Here is a 20,126-nt window from a genome sequence, read left to right as displayed (position 1 = left end):
TCAACGCGGCATGCGGACCGCGTACTCCTGTCATGTTCCATCGCTACGCTGTGCGGCTTTCGTGGCATGGAAACAAGCAGGACATGAACAAGAAGGACAACATTCTCGCCCCGGACACGCTCCGCAAGCTGGAAGGACTGCCCGACCGGCAGCGCCGCTTGCTGATGAAGGCGGGCTTCGGATTGTCGCTGGGCGGCACGGCATTGCTGCTGTCGGCCTGCGGCGGCGATGACGCGCCGCCGCAGACGGGCAATCCCGGGGACGGCAACGGCGGAGACGGCGAGCAGCCATCCACCCTGGTGTCCAGCTTCGCGCTGGCGGTGCTGCCCGATACCCAGTTCTATGCGCGCTATGCGACCGAGGCCGAGAACACGCAGTTCCAGCGCAAGTACGGATCGACGCCGTTCCGCGCGCAGACGAACTGGATCGCGCAAAACGCCAAGAGCCTGAAGATCCCGTTCACCATCCATCTGGGCGACGTGGTGGACCAGCAGGGCAAGCCGGCCCAGTGGCAGGTCGCCGACGACGCGATGAAGGTGCTGGAGGAAGCCAGGCTGCCGTACTCCATCCTGGCGGGCAACCACGACGTGATCCGCGACGTGGACTATGTCGACGAGAGCAGCCAGGCCTCGAACACCGACGCCCAGCGCAACCTGGCCGCCGAGCCGTACCTGAAGTGGTTCCCGACCGAACGCGCGAAGCAGCAGGCGACGTTCGGCGGCCGCGATGCGTCCGGGTTCCACGAGTTCCACATCTTCGAGGCCGACGGCAACCGGTTCCTGGTGCTGTCGCTGTCGTGGCGCGCGTCGGACGCGGCCATCGCCTGGGCGCGCAAGGTGCTGGCGGATCATCCGACCCTGCCCGCCATCCTGGTCAACCACCAGTTGCTGAACATCGCCGCGGACGGCGCGAGCCCGCTGGAGGTTCCGTACGGCAAGATGCTGTGGGAGAAGCTGATCCGGGACAACGACCAGATCTTCATGACGCTGAACGGCCACTATCACGGCGCCTCGCGCCTGACCAAGACCAACGACTATGGCAACGCGGTCGAGGAAATGGTGGTCGACTACCAGATGGCCTACATGGGCGGCAACGGGCTGATGCGCCTGTACGAGTTCGACCTGACCCGCAACAAGATCAAGGTCCTGTCGTTCTCGCCGTGGGTGCCGCAGAAGCCCGCCGATACGCTGAACGACTTCGACGTGGCGGTGCTGACCGAGGCCAACCAGCAATTCGAGATCGACTTCGATTTCAAGAAGCGCTTCGCCCGCTTCAACCCCGGTTTCAAGACGCCCGAGGCGGGCAACGAGCCGATCAACGATCGTGCCAAGGCCGCCATCCTGGCGACCTATGAGGAACCGGAAACGGTGGAGAAGAAGCCCGCCGCCGACGAGAACGACTACCCGCTGGTGGCGTCCACGGTGGCGCACTGGCGCTTCTTCGGCGGAACGCCCGGCAGCGTGGTGCCGGTGGGCCAGGTGGTGGCGGACACGACCGGCAGGAATCCGGTGTATCGCGAGGCCCTGACCTTTAACGGCGCCACGATAGGGCAGGAGGGCGACCTGACCTGGACCGACGACCGTCATTACCTGTCCGCGGCGCCCGGCAGCGTGCGCTTCGCCAATACGACCACGAGTCCGCTGCGCATGAGCTATTTCACGACGCGCGCGGATGCCCAGGTCAACACGGCCACCCTGGATGCCGGCTACACCGTCGAGGCCTTCATCAAGGTCGACAGCAGCTGGACCGCCAGCCAGAACGCGTGGATGAACATCATGGAGCGCGACGGCCGGCGTGGCCAGATCCCCGGTTTCGCGGGCGGAGACGGCGACGAATGCCCCATCATCTTCTCGATCTCGAGCCTGCGGGAAGTGCAATGGGAAGTGCTGCCCAACAGCCCGGGCAGCAAGTCTCCCGCGGCCAACTGGTCGGGCGAGATCATCGCCGGCAAATGGGTGCACATCGCCATCGTCAACGATCCGGCCTTGAACGAGACCATCATGTACGTGGAAGGGGCGCCGGTGCTGCGCAACGCGGCCAACGCGCCGGGCATCGCCTACCGCAAGTCCACCGACCGCATGGTGATCGGCGGCGGCGCGTATGCCGGCGAGCGCACCAACGGCTTCCTGGGCAACATCGGCGAGATCCGCATCTGCGCCGAGCCGCTGCCCCCGGCCAAATGGCTGACGGCGCGCCGCGCCTGATCCTCAGGCGGCGTACACCGACTCGAAGGACTTGAACCCCTTCACCTCGATGGGGTTGCCGAACGGGTCGGTGAAGAACATGGTCCATTGTTCGCCGGGCTGGCCCTGGAAGCGGACCTGCGGCTCCAGCACGAATTCCGTGCCGGCCTCCCGCAGGCGCCGCGCCAGCGCCTGCCAGTCGTCCAGCAGCAGGATCACGCCCAGGTGCGGCATGGGCACGAGCTTGTCGCCCACGTGGCCGGTGCGCTCGGTCTTGAACGGCGTGCCCAGGTGCAGCGAGATCTGGTGTCCGAAGAAGTCGAAATCGACCCAGGTGTCGGTGCTGCGCCCCTCGGCGCAGCCCAGGACGTCGCCATAGAAGCGGCGCGCCTGGGCGAGGTCGGTGACGTTATAGGCCAGGTGGAAGATCGATTGCATGATGACGGTCGGTGCATGAAAGATGACGGGTCAGGCCGGAACGGGCAGGCGCCGGGTTTCCCAGACCTGCGGGTTGACCAGGTGGGCCGGCCGGCGTGCCGCCAGGACCTCGATGATCTGGTCGGCGCACTGTTCGGCGGCGGCGCGCAGGGCCTCGTCCGTGCTGCCGGCAGTGTGGGGCGTCAGCAGCGCGTTGTCCAGTCCGCACAGCGGATGGCCGGCGGGCAGGGGCTCCTGCTCGAATACGTCCAGCGCGGCGCCGGCGATGCGGCGGTCGCGCAGCGCCGCAGCCAGCGCGTCGGTGTCGATCAGGTCGGCGCGCGCGGTGTTGACCAGGATGGCCGTCGGCTTCATGCGCGCCAGCGCGCGCGCGTCGATCATGTGCCGGGTATCGGCCCGGGAAGGACGGTGCAGCGACACCACGTCGGCCTGCGCCAGCAGCTCGTCCAGCGCCGGGCAGGGCTGCGCCCCCTGGGCGGTGATCTCGCCGGCGGGCACGGCCGGCGAATACACGATGACCCGCATGCCCAGGCCATGCAGGGCAATGGCCGCGGTCAGCCGGCCGATGATGCCGAAGCCGACGATGCCCAGGGTCTTGCCGTGCAGTTCCTGCAGGCCGGGCCGATAGCGGTAGTCCCAGTCGCCGGCGCGCACCGCGTGGTCGCAGGCGGCCAGCCGCTTGGCCACCGCCAGCATCTGCATGACGGCGTGCTCGGCCACCGAGCGGGCGTTCGCGGTGGGGGTGTAGACGATGGGTATCGACAGCGCCGTGGCGCGCGCCACGTCGATCTTGTTGGTGCCTATGCCGTGGTTGGCGATCACGGCCAGTTGCGCGCCGGCCTCGACGGCGGCAGTATCCAGTCCGGCGTTGCGCGTGATCACGGCCTGGCAGGGAGCGATCTCGCGGGCCACGGTGGCCATGTCGGCCGAACTGGCCATGCGGGCTTCGATACCGGCGGCCCGCAGGCGGGCGATGCCGGCGGGGTGGATGGGCTGGACAACCAGGCAGACGGGTGGCTTCATCGTGTTCCTAGGAAAAGAGAGTCAGGGAGCGGCCAGAACGTCGGCCAGCAGGCGCGTGCCCAGCGCGAAGTCGTCCATGTCCATGTGTTCGTCGGGATTGTGCGAACCGTGGTCGTTGCGCACGAACACCATGCCGGTGGGTACGCCGCGCTGGGCGAACACCGCCGCGTCGTGTCCCGCGCCGCTGGCCATGCGGCGCGCGGCGATGCCGTGGCGGGCGGCGGCGGCTTCCAGCGACCGCTGGATGCCCGCATCCATCAGCGCCGGTTCCGAGCCGGTGCGCGGGCCCAGTTCGATGCGCGTGCCGGTCGCCTGTTCCAGCCGGCGCGCATGGGCGTCCAGCAGGGCGTCGACCTCGTCCAGCACCGCGCGGTCCTGGCTGCGTACGTCCACGCACAGGTCCACTTCGCCGGCCACCTTGCTGAAGGCGTGCTGGGCGGGATTGGTGCAGAACTTGCCGAAGGTCACGACCAGGTCGCGGCCTTGCGCCTCCAGCCGTTCCCAGTCGTCGTCGATGGCGGCCACCAGCAGGGCGGCGGCGCGCACGGCATCGCGCCGTCCGGCGCGCGGTACGGCGCCCGAATGGGCATAGCTGCCCAGGACGCGGGCATCGCGATGGCGCAGGCTGCCCCGTATGCCGGTGACGATGCCCACCGGCAGCGCGTCGTCCACCAGCACGGGACCTTGCTCGATGTGCAGCTCGACGAAGCGGGCGATGCGCGCCGGATCCAGCCAGGCACTGCCGAACGCGGCCGGGTCGCCGCCGCATTCGGCCAGGTGCTCGGCCAGCGGGCGGCCGGTGTCGGCGCGCCGCAATTGCAGCGCGTCGCGGCCGACCAGGCCGAAGGCGGCCTTGCTGCCCAGGTAGGAATAGGGAAACCAGGTGCTTTCCTCGGCGCGCACGGCCATCACCGTCACGTCCGCCGGAGGCACGAATCCGGCCGCCCGCCAACCCGCCAGCACCGCCAGCCCGGCCACCACGCCGGCGGCGCCGTCGTAGTTGCCGCCGGCCGGCACCGAGTCCAGGTGCGACCCCGTCATGACGCGGGGTGCCTGCCGGTCCCGGCCGGGCAGCGTCAGGTACAGGTTCAGCGCGGCGTCGCGCGCGATCTCCAGGTCCAGCGCGCGGGCAAGGCGCGTGGCCTCGTCATGCGCGCGCTGTTCCCCCGGGCCGTAGGCATCGCGCGTGATGCCCACGCCGTCGTGGCCATCGCGGCGCAACTGCGCGAACAGCGTCTTGGCCAGCGCGAGGTCGGGCGGCGGGACGTTCATCGCGCGGACGGCAGCGCGTAGCTGGATTCGTCGATGGGATCGAGCTGGTGCTCCAGCAGCGTGCCGTGGCCGGTAATGGACGTGCGCAGGCCCAGCAGGCGCAGGCAGGCCCAGAAGCACGCCTGGTTGCTGGTCACGACCGGCTTGCCCAGCTCGCTTTCGATCTCGGCGATGACGTCGAAGGTGGCGAGGTTGGTGCACGAGATGAAGATGGCATCGGCCTCGGGCCGGTCGATCGCGCGGGCCAGGCGGAACACCATCTCGGGCGGCACGCGGCCGATGCCGCGGCGTTCCTCCTGGGTTTCGCCCAGGCGCAGGCCTTGCAGGGTCAGTACGTCGAAGCCGTAGTCGCGCAGGAATTTGTCCTCGCTCTCGTTGACGAAATCGACGTAGGGCGTGCCCACGGCGATCCTGCGGGCGCCCAGCGCGCGCAGCGCCGCCACGACGGCGCCGGCGGTGGCGATGGCGGGGGTGCCGGTGCGCTGGCTCATGTTGCGGATCAGTTCCGGCAGCGGGCAGATGATCGAGCCCGAGGTGCAGCCGTAGGCCACCACGTCGACCTCGGCCGTGGCCAGTTCGTCGGCGGCGCCGTTCACCGCCTCGGCCATCTTGTAGTAGGACTCCTCGGTGGCGGGGCCCAGCAGCATGGCGCGGGCGGTATGGATGGTCACGCCCTCGGGCGCGAGGCGCCAGAACTCGGGTTCGTTGACGGTGTTGGTGGACGGCACGATCAGGCCGATCTTGGCTTTCCAGCCGTAGGGGCTGTACATGGCGACTGCTTTCATCGAAGACTCCTGGTCTATGAAGGAATGGGGGGCTAGCGGCCCGCCGCGCGCTTGAGCTGCTGCGCGGCCGAGCTGAAGGTGTTGAACAGCGCCGCGGCGTCGTTGGCATAGGGCATCCACCGGATGCCGCGGCCTATCCATTCGGCGGCGCTGGCCGGGTCCTGGCAACTGAAGCCCCAGGGCACGTCGTGGCGCTGGCAGGTGGCGATGACGTGCTCGGTGGCCTCGACCATGCGCGCATGCTTCATGTCGCCGGGCACGCCCAGCGCCTGCGACAGGTCGTCGGGCCCGATCATGACGGCGTCCAGTCCCGGCACGCGGCAGATGGCGTCCAGGTTGTCCAGGCCGCGTTGCGACTCCATCATCGCCACCGTCAGGGTGTGCTCGTTCATGGCCTGGATCTGCTCCAGCGGCTGGGTCAGCCGGACGTAGTCGGTGTGCGGGCCGCGCATGTTCAGGATGCGTTCGCCGCGCGGGTGGTACTTGGTGGCGCGCAGGATGGATTCGAGCTGCCCGGCCGTCTCCACGTTGGGCAGCAGCAGGCCCATGGCGCCGGCGTCCAGCGGCCGCGTGTAGTCGTGCGGCTGCGTGCCCGCGGGCCGCACGATGGGCACGATGCCGGCTTCACGCGCGACCAGGCACAGCGTGCCGACCTCGGCGATGGTGAAGTCGCTGTGCTCCATCTCGATCAGCACGAAGTCCAGGCCCGTCACGGCCAGGAGCTTCATGAAGCGCGGATGGTGCACCAGCGTGGCCCAGGTGCCGAAGGCCGGCTTGCCGGCCCGCCAGAGCGCTTTCAGCGGATTGTTGCGCATGGCCGCTCCCTATGCCTGGAACGACATCTGGCTGAACTTCCTGGCGGCCTCGGCCAGGTAGTCCACCGCGGCGTTCCATACCTGGTGCCCCTGCTCGGCGGTGGCGCCGGTCGGGTCGCCCTGGGTGCCGATGGGAGCATAGTCGCTGATGTCGCTGAATACCGAGAAGCTGGACTTGCCCAGGCTGACCTTGCCGCTGGACACTGTCTTGACGCCGTCCACGAAGGGGCGCAGCGATTCGGTGGCCTGGGCGCGGTCCATGAAGACCAGCTCCGGGCACTTGGCCAGCGCCACCGAGGTCACCATTTCCGAGGCATGGCCCGAGGGCGATTTCCTGGTCTTGAATTCGACGCCGCCGACGTCGCGCATCACCGTGAAGACATCGATGGTGCCGCCCACCGCGCCATGGCGCCGGCGCAGATTGCGGCAGACGCTTTCGATCGGACCGAGCGAGCCGGCATGGATGTTGACGAACATGAAATGGCGAAAGCCCTGGCCGGCCAGGCCGTCGCACATCTCGTCCAGGTAGCGTTCCAGCGTGGCCATGGACACCGACAGCGTGCCGGGGTAATCCAGGAACATGGCGGAGTAGTTGACCGGGATGATGGGCGTCACGGCAAAGCCCGTCAGCGCACCGACCTCGGTGGCGATCATCTCGCACAGCCGCAGTTCCGTGCCCGTGGCCAGGTGCGAGCCGTATTGCTCGGTGGCGCCCACCGGGACCAGCAGGGTGTCGTGATTCTTCAGGTAGGCGCGGATGTCCGCATAGGTGCTGTGGTCGGTTCTCATGAAGCGTTCGTCTCGTTCAGGATGGCGGAAGGTCCGCCGTTGGGGTGAAGGGGTCATTGGTTCCAGGGCTTGGCCTTCCACAGCTCGCGCAGCGAGGTGTCCAGGCGCCGCAGGCTGTCCAGGTGTTCCTGCGGCGGCAGATAGCGCACGGGCAGGAAGGCTTTCTGCGCGCGGTCCAGGAACACCGGGTCGGCGGCGCAGGTGCGGATGGCGTCGGATAGTGTCTTGACCACCTCGCGCGGCATGCCCTTGGGGCCGGCGAAGCCGCGCATGGAGCCCGCCACGATGTCGTAGCCGGCTTCCTTGAACGTGGGCAGGTCGGCGGCCACGGGCGAGCGGGTATCGCTCATCACGCCCAGGATGCGCCACGGCGATCCGTTGCGGAAACCCACGGCCTCGTCCACGTTGGCCATGGTGGAGTCGATCACCTTGCCCAGCAGCGCGGTGCGCGCGGGCGCCGCACCCTGGAACGGCACCGGGGTCAGTTCGATGCCTGCCGACTGCTCCAGCAGCAGGAGCGCGATGTGGCCGGCCGAGCCCACGCCTTGCGTACCCACGGTGATCCCGCCCGGTTTCGCCTTGGCCGCGCGCACCAGGTCCTGGATGGAGTGGATGCCGCTGTCGGCGTGCACGCTGATCGTGCCCGGCGCATCGGCCACGGCGCCCAGGAAGTCGAAGCTGGCGACGGTGTAGCGCGTCTGGCGCTCGATCGGGATGCTGACCACGCCGGGCGTGTTGACGATGCCCAGGGTATAGCCGTCGGGCGCGGCCGTGGCCAGCGCCGCCAGGCCGATGTCGCCGCTGGCGCCGGGGCGGTTGGTGACGACGATGGTGGCACCCTTGATCTGGCCTTCCATGCACTGGGCGACGGTGCGCGCGGTCAGGTCGGTGCCGGCGCCCGCGCTGAACGGCACGATCATGGTGATGGGGCGGTCGGGATAGGCGGCGTGCGCGGCGCAGGCGCCGGCCAGCGCGAGGGCGGAAAGAAGGAAGCGAAGGGCGGTTTTCATGGTGGCGGTCCGGTGCGGGGGGAACGAGGGGCTCGGCATCATTGATTCCAGGGCGAGGCCGCCCACAGTTTCTCGAACTGGCCCTGCATGCCCGTCAGCAGGAGCGCGTAGTCGTCGCGCGGCAGGTAGCGGACGTTCTGCTCGGCCCCCCGGGCCGCCTGGCGGAAGTCGGGGTCGTTGATGGCCTTGTCCACCAGCGCCGAGAGCGCCCTGAGCGTTTCCGGCGGCGTGCCGCGCGGCGCGCCCAGCCCGCGCAGCGAACCGCTTTCGATGGGATAGCCGGCCTCGGCGAAGGTGGGCAGGTCCGTCGCCATGGGGGACCGGCTGGACGCCATCTGGCCCAGGATGCGCCACTGCTTGCCCTTGGAAAAACCCAGGGCCTCGCCCAGGTTGGCGGTGGCGATGTCGATGTGGCCGCCCAGCAAGGCCGTTGCCACGTCCGCCGTGCCCTTGAAGGGCACGTGGCGCAGCCGTATGCCGGCGGCCTGCTCCAGCAGCAGCATGGAAATATGGCCGGCCGAGCCGACGCCGGCCGTCCCGTAGGTCAGCGTTCCCGGTGCCTTGCGAGCCGCGTCCACCAGTTCCTGGATACCGCGCAGCGGACTGTCGCCGCGCACGCTCAGGGTGCCGGGGTCGTCCACGATATTGGCGATCACGTCGAAGCTGGACAGGCTGAACTGCGCCCGGCGTTCGATGGGAATGGTCAGCACGTTGGGCGTGTTCAGGATGGACAGCGTGTAACCGTCGGGCGCCGCGTTGGCCACCGACGCCATGCCGATCTCGCCGCCGGCGCCGGCGCGGTTCACCACCACGACGCTGCGGCCCGCGTGCTTCTCCATGGTGCGCGCGAGGAGGCGGGCGGTCAGATCGGTGCCGGCGCCGGCCGAGAACGGCACCACGATGGTGATCGGCCGGTCCGGGTAGGCATGGGCCGGCAGGGCCAGGGTCAGGGCCAGCGCGGCGGCCGCTAGAAAGGAGGGGATCTTCATACCTGCTGTTCCATTCAAGAGAGAGGGGCGAACGCGGGATTGCGCGCCGTCTCCTGGGTTATCAAGCAAGTGCTGTGCCATGAAGTTGAAAGAAGTTTGATGTATTTATTTGGTTTTTAGTTGATTTAATTGTTTTTGGGCGAAGTTAGCCCCGCTGCGGGGAGGGCAGTGTCCAGGGGTTCGAAGTGGGAAGCGACGCCAAGGCAGGCATCCATGACAGCCATGGTATAAACAAAAATCCTTAAACTAAAACGCTTTGTTTTTCGTCTGAGGTCAAATTTTTTTGATCATTTGGAGAAGGCCGTCGTGCTGCGCGAGCTGAAGACGTTTCTTGCGGTCGTGCGCTGGGGCACGTTCGCCGCGGCGGGGGCCCGCATCGGCCTGACGCAGTCGGCCGTCAGCGCCCAGATGCAACGCCTGGAGGAGGCGCTGGGCGCGCCCCTGTTCACCCGGACCGGACGCTCGGCCACGCTGAACGAGGCGGGAGAGGAAGCGGTGGAAATGGCTCGCCAGATCGTCGGGTTGTTCGACGAGCTGGCCGTGCGGGTGACCAGCCGCGAACTGCGCGGCACGGTCAGGATGGGGGCGATCCAGACCGCCCAGGTGGGCATGCTGCCCACGGCGCTGGGCATCCTGCGGGGCCGCCATCCCCTGGTATCGGTGCGGCTGGTGCACGGTTCGTCGCTGTTCCTGATCGGCCAGGTCGACAGCGGCGAGCTGGACGCCGCGCTGATGATCGCGCCGCCCTTCATGCTGCCGCGCGAGCTGCTATGGCAGCCGCTGGTGCGCGAACCCTTCGTGCTGGCGGTGCCGGAGGGCGTCCCGGGCGAGGACTGGCGCCAGTTGCTGGCCGCCCACCCCTTCATCCGCTACGACCGTGCCTCGTTCGGCGGGCGGGGGGTCGAGCATTTCCTGCGCCGGCACGACCTGCATGTCGAGGCCATGCTGGACATCGAGGACGTGGATGCCATGGTGGCGATGGTGGCGGCCGGGCTGGGCGTGTCGCTGGTGCCCATCACGCGCAGCAACAGCCTGCCGCCGGGCGTCCGGGCGGTCTCGCTGGGCAAGGACGTCTTCCACCGCGAGCTGGGCCTGGTCATGCCCCGCGAACCCAGGCGGCGCGAACTGCTGAACGTGCTGCGCGAGTGCCTGGAGGTCGCGGCCCGGCCCCATGCGGCCGAAAGCGAGGCGCTGGCGCGCCCGCCGCGGCCTGCTTCCTGACTTAATAGAACCGGCCTTCCAGCCCGATCTTCTGCAGCACGGTGGTCGAGATTTCCTCTATCGACTTGGTGGTGGTCGACAGCCAGCGGATGCTTTCGCGGCGCATCAGCTTCTCGGCCTCGGCCACCTCGTAGCGGCACTGCTCCAGCGAGGCATAGCGGCTGTCGGGGCGGCGCTCGTTGCGGACCTCGGCCAGGCGCTCGGGCTGGATGGTCAGCCCGAACAGCTTGTTGCGGTGAGGCAGGATGGCCGAGGGCAGGGCGTCGCGCTCGAAGTCGTCGGGAATCAGCGGCACGTTGGCGGCCTTGATCCCGTACTGCATGGCCAGGTACAGGCTGGTGGGCGTCTTGCCGCAGCGCGACACGCCCACCAGGATCACGTCGGCCTGTTCCAGGCCCTTGATGAACTGTCCGTCGTCGTGCGCCAGGCTGAAGTTGATGGCCTCGATCCGGCTCTGGTACTGCTTGGTGTTGGCCATGTTGTGCGAGCGGCCGATCGAATGGCTGGACTTGATGTTCAGTTCCTGCTCGATGGGCTCGACGAAGGTCGAGAACAGGTCCAGGAACAGGCCGTTGGCCTGGCGCACGCGGGTATTGATCTCGGAATTGACCAGGGTGCTGAAGACGATGGGGCGCTGCCCGTCCGCCGTGAAGGCGGCGTCGATCCGCGCGGCCACGTCGGCGGCCTTGTCCACCGAATCAATGAAAGGAAGCCTGATATGGCGGAAGCGGGCGTTCTCGAACTGCGCCAGGACCGAGTGGGCGAAGGTCTCGGCGGTGATGCCGGTGCCGTCGGAGACCACGAATACGGTGCGCAGGTACGAATTCGCGGCGGGGGCGGGTTGAGGCATGGATATCTCGCAAAAACAGGGTTTCCGGGGATGGGAAAGGCAAACGAAGCAAGCAATGTGCAGAAAGGCCGGCGGCCGGCGTACAATCCGGGGATTACCCCGGTTACGCATGGCGCACGCCCAGGCTTACGGAGCCCTGGGCCGCGGCGGAGGCGGGTTTGGCCAGCACACCATGCATTGCGGCGCGGAATCGCCCGGCGCGTGTGCTCGCCAAACAAGCTTTCTTGCCATTGTAATAGGGGACTTTCATGTCTTATGTTGTGCCGTTCGAGCAACTCCGGATGACGGATGTTGACTCGGTAGGAGGAAAGAACGCCTCACTTGGAGAGATGATCAGCCAGCTCACCGGCGCCGGAGTCCGCGTGCCCGGGGGCTTTGCCACGACGGCAGAGGCTTTCCGCGATTTCCTGAAGGATTCGGGCCTGGATACCCGGATCAACGAACGCCTGTCTTCCCTGAATCCGGAAGACGTGCGCGCGCTCGCCGAAACCGGCGCGGAAATCCGGCAATGGATCGTCGATGCTCCGTTCTCGGCCAAGTTCGAGAAGGACATCCGTGAAGCGTTCGCCAAGCTCGACGCCGACGGCAAGGGTTCGTTCGCCGTCCGTTCGTCCGCCACCGCCGAAGACCTGCCCGACGCCTCGTTCGCCGGCCAGCAGGAAACCTTCCTGAACGTGGTCGGCATCGACGACGTGTTGGACAAGATCCGCCACGTGTTCGCGTCGCTGTACAACGACCGCGCCATCTCGTATCGCGTGCACAAGGGCTTCGCCCATGCCGACGTGGCCTTGTCCGCCGGCATCCAGCGCATGGTCCGCTCCGACACCGGCGCGGCCGGCGTCATGTTCACCATCGACACCGAATCGGGCTTCCCCGACGTCGTCTTCATCACCTCGTCCTACGGCCTGGGCGAGACGGTGGTGCAGGGCGCGGTCAACCCCGACGAGTTCTACGTCTTCAAGCCCACGCTGGAAGCCGGCAAGTATCCCATCGTCAGCCGCCGCATCGGCTCCAAGCTGATCAAGATGGAATTCGACCCGGCCCGCACCGAAGGCCGCGCCGTGCGCACGGTCGACGTCGCGCCCGAACAGCGCAACCGCTTCTCGCTGTCCGATGACGACGTGATCGAGCTGGCGCGCTACGCCGTCATCATCGAAAAGCACTACGGCCGTCCCATGGACATCGAATGGGGCCGCGACGGCAACGACGGCAAGATCTACATCCTGCAGGCCCGCCCGGAAACCGTGAAGTCGCAGCAGTCCGGCAACGACGTGCAGCAGCGCTACCGCCTGAAGGCCACCGGCAACGTGCTGGTCACGGGCCGCGCCATCGGCCAGAAGATCGGCTCGGGCCCGGTGCGCCTGGTGGCCGACATCGCCGACATGGACAAGGTCCAGCCTGGCGACGTGCTGGTCACCGACATGACCGATCCCAACTGGGAACCGGTCATGAAGCGCGCCTCGGCCATCGTCACCAACCGTGGCGGCCGGACCTGCCACGCGGCCATCATCGCGCGCGAACTGGGCATCCCGGCGGTCGTCGGTAGCGGCGACGCCACCAGCGTGCTGGCCGACGGCGCCATGGTCACCGTGTCCTGCGCCGAAGGCGACGAGGGCCGGATCTACGACGGCCTGCTGGAAACCGAGGTCGAGGAAGTCCGACGCGGCGAAATGCCCGCCATCGACGTCAAGATCATGATGAACGTGGGCAACCCGCAGCTCGCCTACGACTTCGCGCAGATCCCGAACGGCGGCGTGGGCCTGGCCCGCCTGGAATTCATCATCAACAACAACATCGGCATCCACCCCAAGGCCATCCTCGACTATCCGAATGTCGACGGCGACCTGAAGAAGGCGGTGGAATCGGTGGCCCGGGGCTACGCCAGCCCGCGCGCGTTCTTCGTCGACAAGCTGGCCGAGGGCATCGCCACGATCGCGGCGGCCTTCTATCCCAAGCCGGTCATCGTGCGCATGTCCGACTTCAAGTCGAACGAATACCGCAAGCTCATCGGCGGCTCGCGCTACGAGCCCGAGGAAGAGAACCCCATGCTGGGCTTCCGCGGCGCCTCGCGCTACATCGCTGAGGAGTTCGCCGAGTGCTTCCGCATGGAATGCGAGGCGCTGCGCCGCGTGCGCCAGGACATGGGCCTGACCAACGTCGAGATCATGGTTCCCTTCGTGCGCACGCTCAAGCAGGCCGAGCGCGTGGTCGGCCTCCTGGCCGACAACCAGCTCAAGCGCGGCGAGAACGGCCTGCGCCTGATCATGATGTGCGAAGTCCCGTCCAACGCCGTGCTGGCCGAGCAGTTCCTCGAATACTTCGACGGCTTCTCGATCGGTTCGAACGACCTGACCCAGCTCACCCTGGGCCTGGACCGCGACTCGGGCCTGGAACTGCTGGCCGCAGACTTCGACGAGCGCGATCCGGCCGTCCAGGCGCTGCTGCAGCGTGCCATCGAGGCTTGCCTGAAGGCGGGCAAGTACGTCGGCATCTGCGGCCAAGGTCCTTCGGATCATCCAGACTTCGCGGTCTGGCTGAAGGACCAGGGCATCAAGTCGATCTCGCTGAATCCGGATACGGTGGTCGATACTTGGAAGAAGTTGGCTGAATAGGATCCCCCCCTACGCGCTGACGCGCGCCCCCCAGGGGGCGATGCGGGTGGACCGGCAAAGCCGGATCCACCGCATCCTGGGGTAAAACCGGGCTCGTGGAGAGCGGCGTTCCTTTTGGAGCGCCGTTTTTTTTGCCGTCGGGCCGCCCCAAGGCAAAAACGCCCCCTCGGGGGGCAGCGACGGCCCGAAGGGCCTAGCGTGGGGGCATTTTTTCCGCCGGGCCGCCCCAAGGCAAAAACGCCCCCTCGGGGGGCAGCGACGGCCCGAAGGCCTAGCGTGGGAGCATTTTTTGAGGTCAGCCCGTGGCTGCTTCGTAGGTCCAACTGCCTATGGTCAGCGTTTCCTTGCCGCCAGCCGTGGCGAAGTGCAGTTCGTACAGGTCGCGGCCGGCGTTGGCGGGGATCTTGACGGTCATGCCGGCGCGGTCGGCGGCCAGCGGGGCCAGGAGCTGGTATTCGGGCGAGCCGTCGTCGTAGCTGCTGTTGCGCACCAGGATGTAGCCCGGCAGCTCGGGCAGGCTGCCCAGTGTGGCATAGGGTGTGCCGCCCAGGGTGGACGGCATGGTCGTGGGGGATTCGTTGATGACCGTCCAGGTCTTGCCGAGCCGCGCCTGCCAGGCGGCGCCCAGCGGCGCCAGCGGAAGCAGTTGCTGGCCCACGGGCAGCGTCGTTTCGCTGTAGCCGGCGCCGAACAGGGGGCCGCGCAGCATCAGGTAGCGATAGCGGTAGGGCTGGCCGTTCGCGTCGGTGCCGGACACGACCTCGAAGCGGTAGCTGATGGGGGCGTCGTTGCCCCACCACCAGCCGTCGCTGCGATAACTGTATCTGGCACCGCCGTTCATCGGCTGCCAGGCGGTGCCGTTCCAGGACGACAGCGAGAAGCTGCCGTCCTGGTTGGCGGTGACCCGGGTGGGCTGGTTGTAGTTGGCGTACACGCCCACGGCGTCGGCCAGCCCGGGCGATGCCGCCGCGGGCGGCGCGGCATGGGCGACCAGCGGCGGCAGGGCGCGTATCGTGCCGTCCTCGACCAGGGCGCGCAGCAGCACGCCTTCGGCCAGCGCGCCGGCGCGATACGTATCGGGGCGTTGCGCGTTGCCCGTGTTGCCGGTCACCATCAGGGCCAGCCGCTGGTCCGGCAGGACGTAGAAGTCGCTCGAGAAAAAGGTCGTGCCGCCATTCTTCTGCCAGGCCCGGACGCCTGCCGCGGCCAGCCCGGGATGCCGCACGCTGTCCCAGCCCAGCCCCCACACCCATTCCGGCGAGGGATTGATGGCCAGGCCCGTGGTCTGGTCGGTGCCCATCTGCGCGATGCCGTCGGCCGACACGATGCGCCGCGACTGGTAGGTGCCGCGTTCGAGCAGCATGCGGGCGAGCTTCATCATGTCGCCGGGCGTGGCGGCCAGGCCGCCCGTGGCCAGCGGATTGACGAACTCCTGGGGATATTGCCTGCCGCCCGAATAAGGCAGCGCGAACGAGCCGCCCGTGGGCTTCTTCGTCAGAAAGCCGGAGTCGGCCATGCCCAGCGGCGTCAGGATGTTGGCCTGGACGAAGCTGGCGTAGTCCTGCCGGGCCAGGGCCGCCACCACCCGTTCGATCATCGTGAAGCCGTCGTTGCAATAGACCGCCAGTTCGCCCGGCAGGTGCTTCAGGTGCTGATCGGCCAGGGCCGCTTCGGCATGGGCCGCGTAGCCCGGTATGGGTTCGAAGGCAAAGGCATCGCGCATGCTGGTGCCCGGCAGGCCCGAGGAATGCGAAAGCAGGTGCCGGGTCGTGATCAGCGCATACTCGGGCGACAGCATGGCGAAGCCCGGCAGGTAGCGCGCCACGGGTGCGTCCAGGTCCAGCAGTCCGCGGTCCCGCAGGATCATGGCGGCCAGCGCCGCCAGCACCTTGCTGACCGAACCGATGTTGAAGCGGGTCAGGACGGTGGCCGCCACGTTGTCCTGGACCGAGGCGCGGCCGAAGGCCTGCTGCCAGACTACGGTGTCGTTCTTGAGCAGGGCAATCGAGACCGCGGCCACGTTGCCGGGATCGCCGGCCAGGGCGCGCGCGATTTCCTGCCGGCCCCACTCGATCGTTTGCGCATAGGCGGCGGGCGTCGGGCCGTCGCCCCCTCCGCAGCCGGGCAGGACCGCGGCCAGCATGCCGGCACCGCCATAGCCCAGGAACTGCCGCCGGCTGGCGGATGACGGATAGGCGGGAGTGGGGGCGGGCGGTATGCGCATGGGGGTTCCTCCGGTGGCCGGGGGGCGGGGCCGGGCGGCATTTCCCCCAGGCAGGCATAATAGAGGCAGATACGTCACTGTGGCACGTTTCGTGCCGCGCGGCCGAGCCGGCGGGCCGCGTCCGCTCTCGCTCGAAGGAGGCAGCAATGAACCCCGCCTGGGTATGGTTCGGTCTGATGGCCCTGGCCCTGATCGGCGAAGTCATGACCGGCACCTTCTATCTGCTCATGGTGGCCGTGGGCTTCGCCGTGGCCGGCATCGCGGCCTGGCTGGGCGTGGACATCGCCTGGCAACTGGTGCTGTGCGCGGCGGCGGTGGTGCTTTGCACGCTGCTGCTCAAGCGCCTGAACGTGCTGAAGAAACGGGGAGGACCGCCGTCTTCCAACGCCAACGTCAACATGGACATCGGCCAGACCGTCAAGGTCGACGCCTGGAACGAAGACCGCACCGCACGTGTCTGGTATCGTGGGGCGCACTGGCAGGCCGAGCTCGCTCCCGGGGCCGAGCCGGTCGCCGGGCAGTTCGTGATTACCGAGATGCGCGGCAACAGCCTCGTTCTTTCGCCCACTCGCTAAGGCCGTTGCGGACGGCCTTCCCGTATCGCTGGCATCACTCATAAGGAAGCACCATGAGCGCATCCACCATCGTCCTGCTGGTCATCGTTTTCCTGGCCATCCTCATCGTCGTCAAGGCCATTGCCATCGTTCCGCAGCAGCATGCGTGGGTGGTCGAGCGCCTGGGCAAGTTCGACCGCGTGCTGTCGCCCGGCGCCGGCTTCGTCATCCCCTTCATCGAGCGCGTGGCCTACAAGCATTCGCTCAAGGAAATCCCGCTGGACGTGCCCAGCCAGGTCTGCATCACGCGCGACAACACCCAGCTGCAGGTGGACGGCATCCTGTATTTCCAGGTCACCGACGCGATGCGCGCCTCGTACGGTTCGTCCAACTACATCGTCGCCATCACCCAGCTGGCCCAGACCACGCTGCGCTCGGTCATCGGCAAGCTGGAACTGGACCGCACCTTCGAGGAGCGCGAGCAGATCAACAGCAGCATCGTCAGCGCGCTGGACGAGGCTGCGCTGAACTGGGGCGTGAAGGTGCTGCGCTACGAGATCAAGGACCTGACGCCGCCGGCCGAGATCCTGCGCGCCATGCAGGCCCAGATCACCGCCGAGCGCGAGAAGCGGGCCCTGATCGCGGCCTCCGAAGGCCGCCGCCAGGAACAGATCAACATCGCCACCGGCGAGCGCGAGGCCGCCATCGCGCGTTCCGAGGGCGAGAAGCAGGCCCAGATCAACCAGGCCCAGGGCGAGGCCACCGCCGTGGTGACCGTGGCGGATGCTACCGCCAAGGCCATCATCCAGGTGGCCGAGGCCATCAAGCACCCCGGCGGCATGGAAGCGGTCAACCTCAAGGTGGCCGAGCGCTACGTCGACGCCTTCGGCAACCTGGCCAAGACCAACAACACCCTGATCGTGCCCGCCAACGTCAGCGACATCAGCGGCCTGATCGCCTCGGCGCTGACCGTGGTCAAGGGCACCCAGGCCGGCCAGGGCTGAACGCCGCCGCCTTCAGCCCGAGGGCAGCTCCAGCACGGCCTTGGCCAGGATGTTGCGCTGGATCTCGTTGCTGCCGGCGAAGATCTTCGCGCCCAGCGCGTTGAACAGCGGCGCCACCACGTGCAGGTCGATCTCGTCGGTGCCGGCGTGGTCGCGCACCGCGCCGTATTCGCCGGCGGCCTCGATCAGCAGCAGGGCCAGCCGCTCGTAGGTCTCGGTGGACCAGATCTTCAGGATCGACACGGTGGGCGGAATGGCCGCCCCGCGCTTGGCCAGGTCGGCAAAGCCGCCGTACGCCGCCCCCAGGTCCAGCGTGTCGAGTTGCAAGGCGGTATGGCGCGCGACGAAGGCCGGGTCGTCGAACAGCCCGCGCTGGCGCGCCAGCTTCTCCACCTGCCGCAGCGTGTGCTGGGAATGCTTGGGGCTGCCGGTGAACAGGCGCTCGAAGCCCAGCAGCGCCTTGGCCACCGTCCAGCCCTCGTTCAGGCCTCCCACCAGGTTCTCGCGCGGCACGCGGACGTTGTCGAAGAACACCTCGCAGAATTCCCGCTCGTCGGCGATGTTGCGGATGGGGCGAACGGTGATGCCGGGTGTCTTCAGGTCCACCAGCAGGAAGCTGATGCCGGCCTGCTTCTTGGCCGTCTTGTCGGTGCGCACGAGCATGAACATGTGCGTGCCGTCCGAACCCCAGGTGGTCCAGGTTTTCTGGCCGTTGACGACGAAGTGGTCGCCGTCGGGCACGGCTTCCGTGCGCACGGCGGCCAGGTCCGAGCCGGCGTTGGGTTCTGAATAGCCCTGAATCCAGACGTGCTCGCCTTTCAGGATGGCCGGCAGGAAGCGGGCGCGCTGCGCCTCGGTGCCGAAGCGCATCAGGATCGGCCCCACCATGTTCAGCCCCTGGTCGGGCGGCCGCGCGACGCCGTAGGCCTCGGCTTCTTCGATGTAGGCGATCAGCTTGTCGGGCGGCAGGCCCATGCCGCCATGCTCGCGGGGCCAGGCCGGCGCCAGCCAGCCCAGGCGGGCCAGCGTCAGGTACCAGTCGCGCGTCTCGGCCCAGGTCTGGCGGTAGGGCATGTGCCGCCGGTCCTGCGGGTAGTGCGTGTCGAACAGTGCGCGGACCAGGCGGCGGAATTCGGCTTCCGGCATCGCCCCCCAGTCCGCGTCGGCGGGAAACGCGGTGATGGGCGCGGGGGCCGGCCCGGCTTCGGGATCGTCCGCTTCCGGAGCGGCCAGCGTGGCGTAGCGCACGCGGTGCGCCTCGGCATTTCCCAGGTGCGCGGACAGCGCCATCGCGCGGCGGAAATACAGGCCGATGTCGTATTCGTAGGTCGTGCCGATGGCGCCGTGCAACTGGATCGCCATGCGGGTCATCTCCAGCGCCGCGTGGGCGCAGCGGGCCTTGGCCCGGCTGGCCAGGCGCCCCAGGCGCGTGGCGGGAGCATCCGGCGCCGCCTGCGCCAGCACCTCGCGCAGGCAGGCCTCGGCCAGTTCCACCTGTATCAGCCCGTCGACCATGCGGTGCTGCAAGGCCTGGAAGCTGCCGATCGGGCGACCGAACTGCTCCCGCGTCGCCAGGTAGTCGCGCGTCAGTTCCAGCGCCCGCCGGGCGATGCCCGCCAGCTCCGCGCCCTGGGCCAGGCGCGCCACGTCGTTGGCGCGCGCCAGGGCCTCGCTGGCCGCCGGGCCGGTGGCCAGCACGTGCTCCGCATCCAGCACGGTACCGTCCAGGTCCAGGTCCGCCTGCGCGCTGCCGTCCACCAGGCGCCGGGTGATGGGAGCGCGGGCCAGACGTTCGCGGGGCAGCCACAGCAGCGCGGCTTCTTCGTCCAGCGTGGCGGCCAGCAGCCAGCCATCGACGTCGGCGCCGGGCTGGACGAAGCGCTTGCGGCCGGCCAGCCGCAGGCCGCCGGCCCCGCGCGTGGCGCATGAACCGGGCCGGGCGTCGGGATCGAGCTGGCCCGCGCGTTCCTGCCAGGCTACGCCCAGCAGCAGGGCGCCCGACATGGCCTTCTCCAGCAGCGATGCGCGCGGCGGCGTGGCGGGCAGGCCGGCCAGCAGCGCCATCGTATGCACGCCCGCCGCGGCCAGCGGTTCGGGCAGCAGATGGCGGCCGGCTTCCTGGGCGATCGCGCACAGCTCGGGCAGACCCAGGCCCAGTCCGCCGTCGTCCTCGGCCACCAGCACCGCCAGCCAGCCCAGTTCGGCGATGCGGCGCCATTCCTCGCGATCGTGTCCGCCCGCGCTGTCGTCCAGCGCACGCATGCGCTGCCGCTGGTCGTTCGCGCCCAGGTAGTCGGCGGCGCTGTCGCGAAATTCCCGCAGAGTATCGTCCATGAAGTTCCCTGGGGCATGCCCCG

Annotated in this window: 16 protein-coding genes; 5 read left to right on the top strand and 11 right to left on the bottom strand. The window is 68.3% G+C overall.

All coding sequences use genetic code 11. The features are described from left to right. Positions 1 to 83 precede the first annotated feature (83 nt). Positions 84 to 2,204 carry a LamG-like jellyroll fold domain-containing protein gene (locus tag CDO46_RS04610; RefSeq protein WP_087837392.1) on the top strand — a complete coding sequence of 707 codons (2,121 nt, stop codon included), beginning with the start codon at positions 84 to 86 and terminating at the stop codon, positions 2,202 to 2,204. Positions 2,205 to 2,207: 3 nt separating this feature from the next. Here CDO46_RS04610 and CDO46_RS04605 read toward each other — a convergent pair whose 3' ends face one another. From CDO46_RS04605 to CDO46_RS04570, 8 genes are read right to left on the bottom strand one after another with little or no spacing between them, the layout of a single operon-like run. Beyond that, positions 2,208 to 2,621, bottom strand: a complete 414-nt coding sequence (locus CDO46_RS04605) for a VOC family protein (RefSeq protein ID WP_087837391.1) — start codon at positions 2,619 to 2,621, stop codon at positions 2,208 to 2,210. 30 nt (positions 2,622 to 2,651) lie between these two features. Then, a complete protein-coding gene (locus tag CDO46_RS04600) occupies positions 2,652 to 3,644 on the bottom strand; it encodes a hydroxyacid dehydrogenase (protein ID WP_087837390.1) in 993 nt (330 codons plus the stop codon). Between the two features lie 21 nt (positions 3,645 to 3,665). Further along, positions 3,666 to 4,916, bottom strand: a complete 1,251-nt coding sequence (locus tag CDO46_RS04595) for a Zn-dependent hydrolase (RefSeq protein ID WP_087837389.1) — start codon at positions 4,914 to 4,916, stop codon at positions 3,666 to 3,668. After that, positions 4,913 to 5,701: an aspartate/glutamate racemase family protein gene (locus CDO46_RS04590; RefSeq protein ID WP_087837388.1), complete on the bottom strand. Its 789-nt coding sequence runs from the start codon at positions 5,699 to 5,701 to the stop codon at positions 4,913 to 4,915. Before CDO46_RS04590 ends, CDO46_RS04595 begins: the two co-directional genes overlap by 4 nt. A 32-nt stretch (positions 5,702 to 5,733) precedes the next feature. Continuing rightward, positions 5,734 to 6,516 carry an HpcH/HpaI aldolase/citrate lyase family protein gene (locus tag CDO46_RS04585; protein WP_087837387.1) on the bottom strand — a complete coding sequence of 261 codons (783 nt, stop codon included), beginning with the start codon at positions 6,514 to 6,516 and terminating at the stop codon, positions 5,734 to 5,736. Between the two features lie 9 nt (positions 6,517 to 6,525). Further along, a complete protein-coding gene (locus CDO46_RS04580; protein ID WP_087837386.1) occupies positions 6,526 to 7,305 on the bottom strand; it encodes a creatininase family protein in 780 nt (259 codons plus the stop codon). 53 nt (positions 7,306 to 7,358) lie between these two features. Then, positions 7,359 to 8,315, bottom strand: a complete 957-nt coding sequence (locus CDO46_RS04575) for a tripartite tricarboxylate transporter substrate binding protein (protein WP_087837428.1) — start codon at positions 8,313 to 8,315, stop codon at positions 7,359 to 7,361. 38 nt (positions 8,316 to 8,353) lie between these two features. Beyond that, positions 8,354 to 9,304, bottom strand: a complete 951-nt coding sequence (locus tag CDO46_RS04570; protein ID WP_087837385.1) for a tripartite tricarboxylate transporter substrate binding protein — start codon at positions 9,302 to 9,304, stop codon at positions 8,354 to 8,356. Positions 9,305 to 9,610: 306 nt separating this feature from the next. Between CDO46_RS04570 and CDO46_RS04565 the strand changes: the two genes are divergently transcribed. Next, positions 9,611 to 10,525 (top strand): LysR substrate-binding domain-containing protein, encoded by a 915-nt coding sequence (locus tag CDO46_RS04565; protein WP_243724336.1) that lies wholly within the window; start codon positions 9,611 to 9,613, stop codon positions 10,523 to 10,525. Position 10,526: 1 nt separating this feature from the next. On the opposite strand, the gene CDO46_RS04560 is transcribed toward CDO46_RS04565, so the two are convergent. Beyond that, entirely contained in the window at positions 10,527 to 11,375 is an 849-nt protein-coding gene (locus CDO46_RS04560; RefSeq protein ID WP_087837383.1) for a pyruvate, water dikinase regulatory protein, read from the bottom strand. A gap of 248 nt (positions 11,376 to 11,623) precedes the next feature. Between CDO46_RS04560 and ppsA the strand changes: the two genes are divergently transcribed. Beyond that, positions 11,624 to 13,987 (top strand): phosphoenolpyruvate synthase, encoded by a 2,364-nt coding sequence (gene ppsA, locus CDO46_RS04555; protein WP_087837382.1) that lies wholly within the window; start codon positions 11,624 to 11,626, stop codon positions 13,985 to 13,987. A 295-nt stretch (positions 13,988 to 14,282) separates the two neighbouring features. Here the strand turns inward: ppsA and CDO46_RS04550 are convergent, their stop codons facing one another. Beyond that, positions 14,283 to 16,211, bottom strand: a complete 1,929-nt coding sequence (locus CDO46_RS04550) for a serine hydrolase (protein ID WP_087837381.1) — start codon at positions 16,209 to 16,211, stop codon at positions 14,283 to 14,285. A gap of 146 nt (positions 16,212 to 16,357) precedes the next feature. Here CDO46_RS04550 and CDO46_RS04545 point away from each other — a divergent pair, with 146 nt between their 5' ends. Both CDO46_RS04545 and CDO46_RS04540 read left to right on the top strand, forming a co-directional pair. Continuing rightward, positions 16,358 to 16,786 carry an NfeD family protein gene (locus tag CDO46_RS04545; protein ID WP_087837380.1) on the top strand — a complete coding sequence of 143 codons (429 nt, stop codon included), beginning with the start codon at positions 16,358 to 16,360 and terminating at the stop codon, positions 16,784 to 16,786. Between the two features lie 53 nt (positions 16,787 to 16,839). After that, positions 16,840 to 17,769: an SPFH domain-containing protein gene (locus tag CDO46_RS04540; RefSeq protein ID WP_087837379.1), complete on the top strand. Its 930-nt coding sequence runs from the start codon at positions 16,840 to 16,842 to the stop codon at positions 17,767 to 17,769. 12 nt (positions 17,770 to 17,781) lie between these two features. On the opposite strand, the gene CDO46_RS04535 is transcribed toward CDO46_RS04540, so the two are convergent. Continuing rightward, entirely contained in the window at positions 17,782 to 20,103 is a 2,322-nt protein-coding gene (locus CDO46_RS04535) for an acyl-CoA dehydrogenase (RefSeq protein WP_087837378.1), read from the bottom strand. Positions 20,104 to 20,126 lie beyond the last annotated feature (23 nt).

The sequence above is a fragment of the Pigmentiphaga sp. NML030171 genome (genome assembly GCF_002188635.1).
In the GTDB taxonomy this organism is placed as follows: domain Bacteria; phylum Pseudomonadota; class Gammaproteobacteria; order Burkholderiales; family Burkholderiaceae_B; genus Pigmentiphaga; species Pigmentiphaga daeguensis.
Note: the sequence above shows the minus strand (reverse complement) of the source record. Positions and strands in the feature narration are given on the sequence as shown.

Coding starts and splice junctions, on each gene's coding strand:
- CDO46_RS04610 (WP_087837392.1), top strand. CDS start 84: ATGAACAAGAAGGACAACATTCTCGCCCCGGACACGCTCCGCAAGCTG.
- CDO46_RS04605 (WP_087837391.1), bottom strand. CDS start 2,621: ATGCAATCGATCTTCCACCTGGCCTATAACGTCACCGACCTCGCCCAG.
- CDO46_RS04600 (WP_087837390.1), bottom strand. CDS start 3,644: ATGAAGCCACCCGTCTGCCTGGTTGTCCAGCCCATCCACCCCGCCGGC.
- CDO46_RS04595 (WP_087837389.1), bottom strand. CDS start 4,916: ATGAACGTCCCGCCGCCCGACCTCGCGCTGGCCAAGACGCTGTTCGCG.
- CDO46_RS04590 (WP_087837388.1), bottom strand. CDS start 5,701: ATGAAAGCAGTCGCCATGTACAGCCCCTACGGCTGGAAAGCCAAGATC.
- CDO46_RS04585 (WP_087837387.1), bottom strand. CDS start 6,516: ATGCGCAACAATCCGCTGAAAGCGCTCTGGCGGGCCGGCAAGCCGGCC.
- CDO46_RS04580 (WP_087837386.1), bottom strand. CDS start 7,305: ATGAGAACCGACCACAGCACCTATGCGGACATCCGCGCCTACCTGAAG.
- CDO46_RS04575 (WP_087837428.1), bottom strand. CDS start 8,315: ATGAAAACCGCCCTTCGCTTCCTTCTTTCCGCCCTCGCGCTGGCCGGC.
- CDO46_RS04570 (WP_087837385.1), bottom strand. CDS start 9,304: ATGAAGATCCCCTCCTTTCTAGCGGCCGCCGCGCTGGCCCTGACCCTG.
- CDO46_RS04560 (WP_087837383.1), bottom strand. CDS start 11,375: ATGCCTCAACCCGCCCCCGCCGCGAATTCGTACCTGCGCACCGTATTC.
- ppsA (WP_087837382.1), top strand. CDS start 11,624: ATGTCTTATGTTGTGCCGTTCGAGCAACTCCGGATGACGGATGTTGAC.
- CDO46_RS04550 (WP_087837381.1), bottom strand. CDS start 16,211: ATGCGCATACCGCCCGCCCCCACTCCCGCCTATCCGTCATCCGCCAGC.
- CDO46_RS04545 (WP_087837380.1), top strand. CDS start 16,358: ATGAACCCCGCCTGGGTATGGTTCGGTCTGATGGCCCTGGCCCTGATC.
- CDO46_RS04540 (WP_087837379.1), top strand. CDS start 16,840: ATGAGCGCATCCACCATCGTCCTGCTGGTCATCGTTTTCCTGGCCATC.
- CDO46_RS04535 (WP_087837378.1), bottom strand. CDS start 20,103: ATGGACGATACTCTGCGGGAATTTCGCGACAGCGCCGCCGACTACCTG.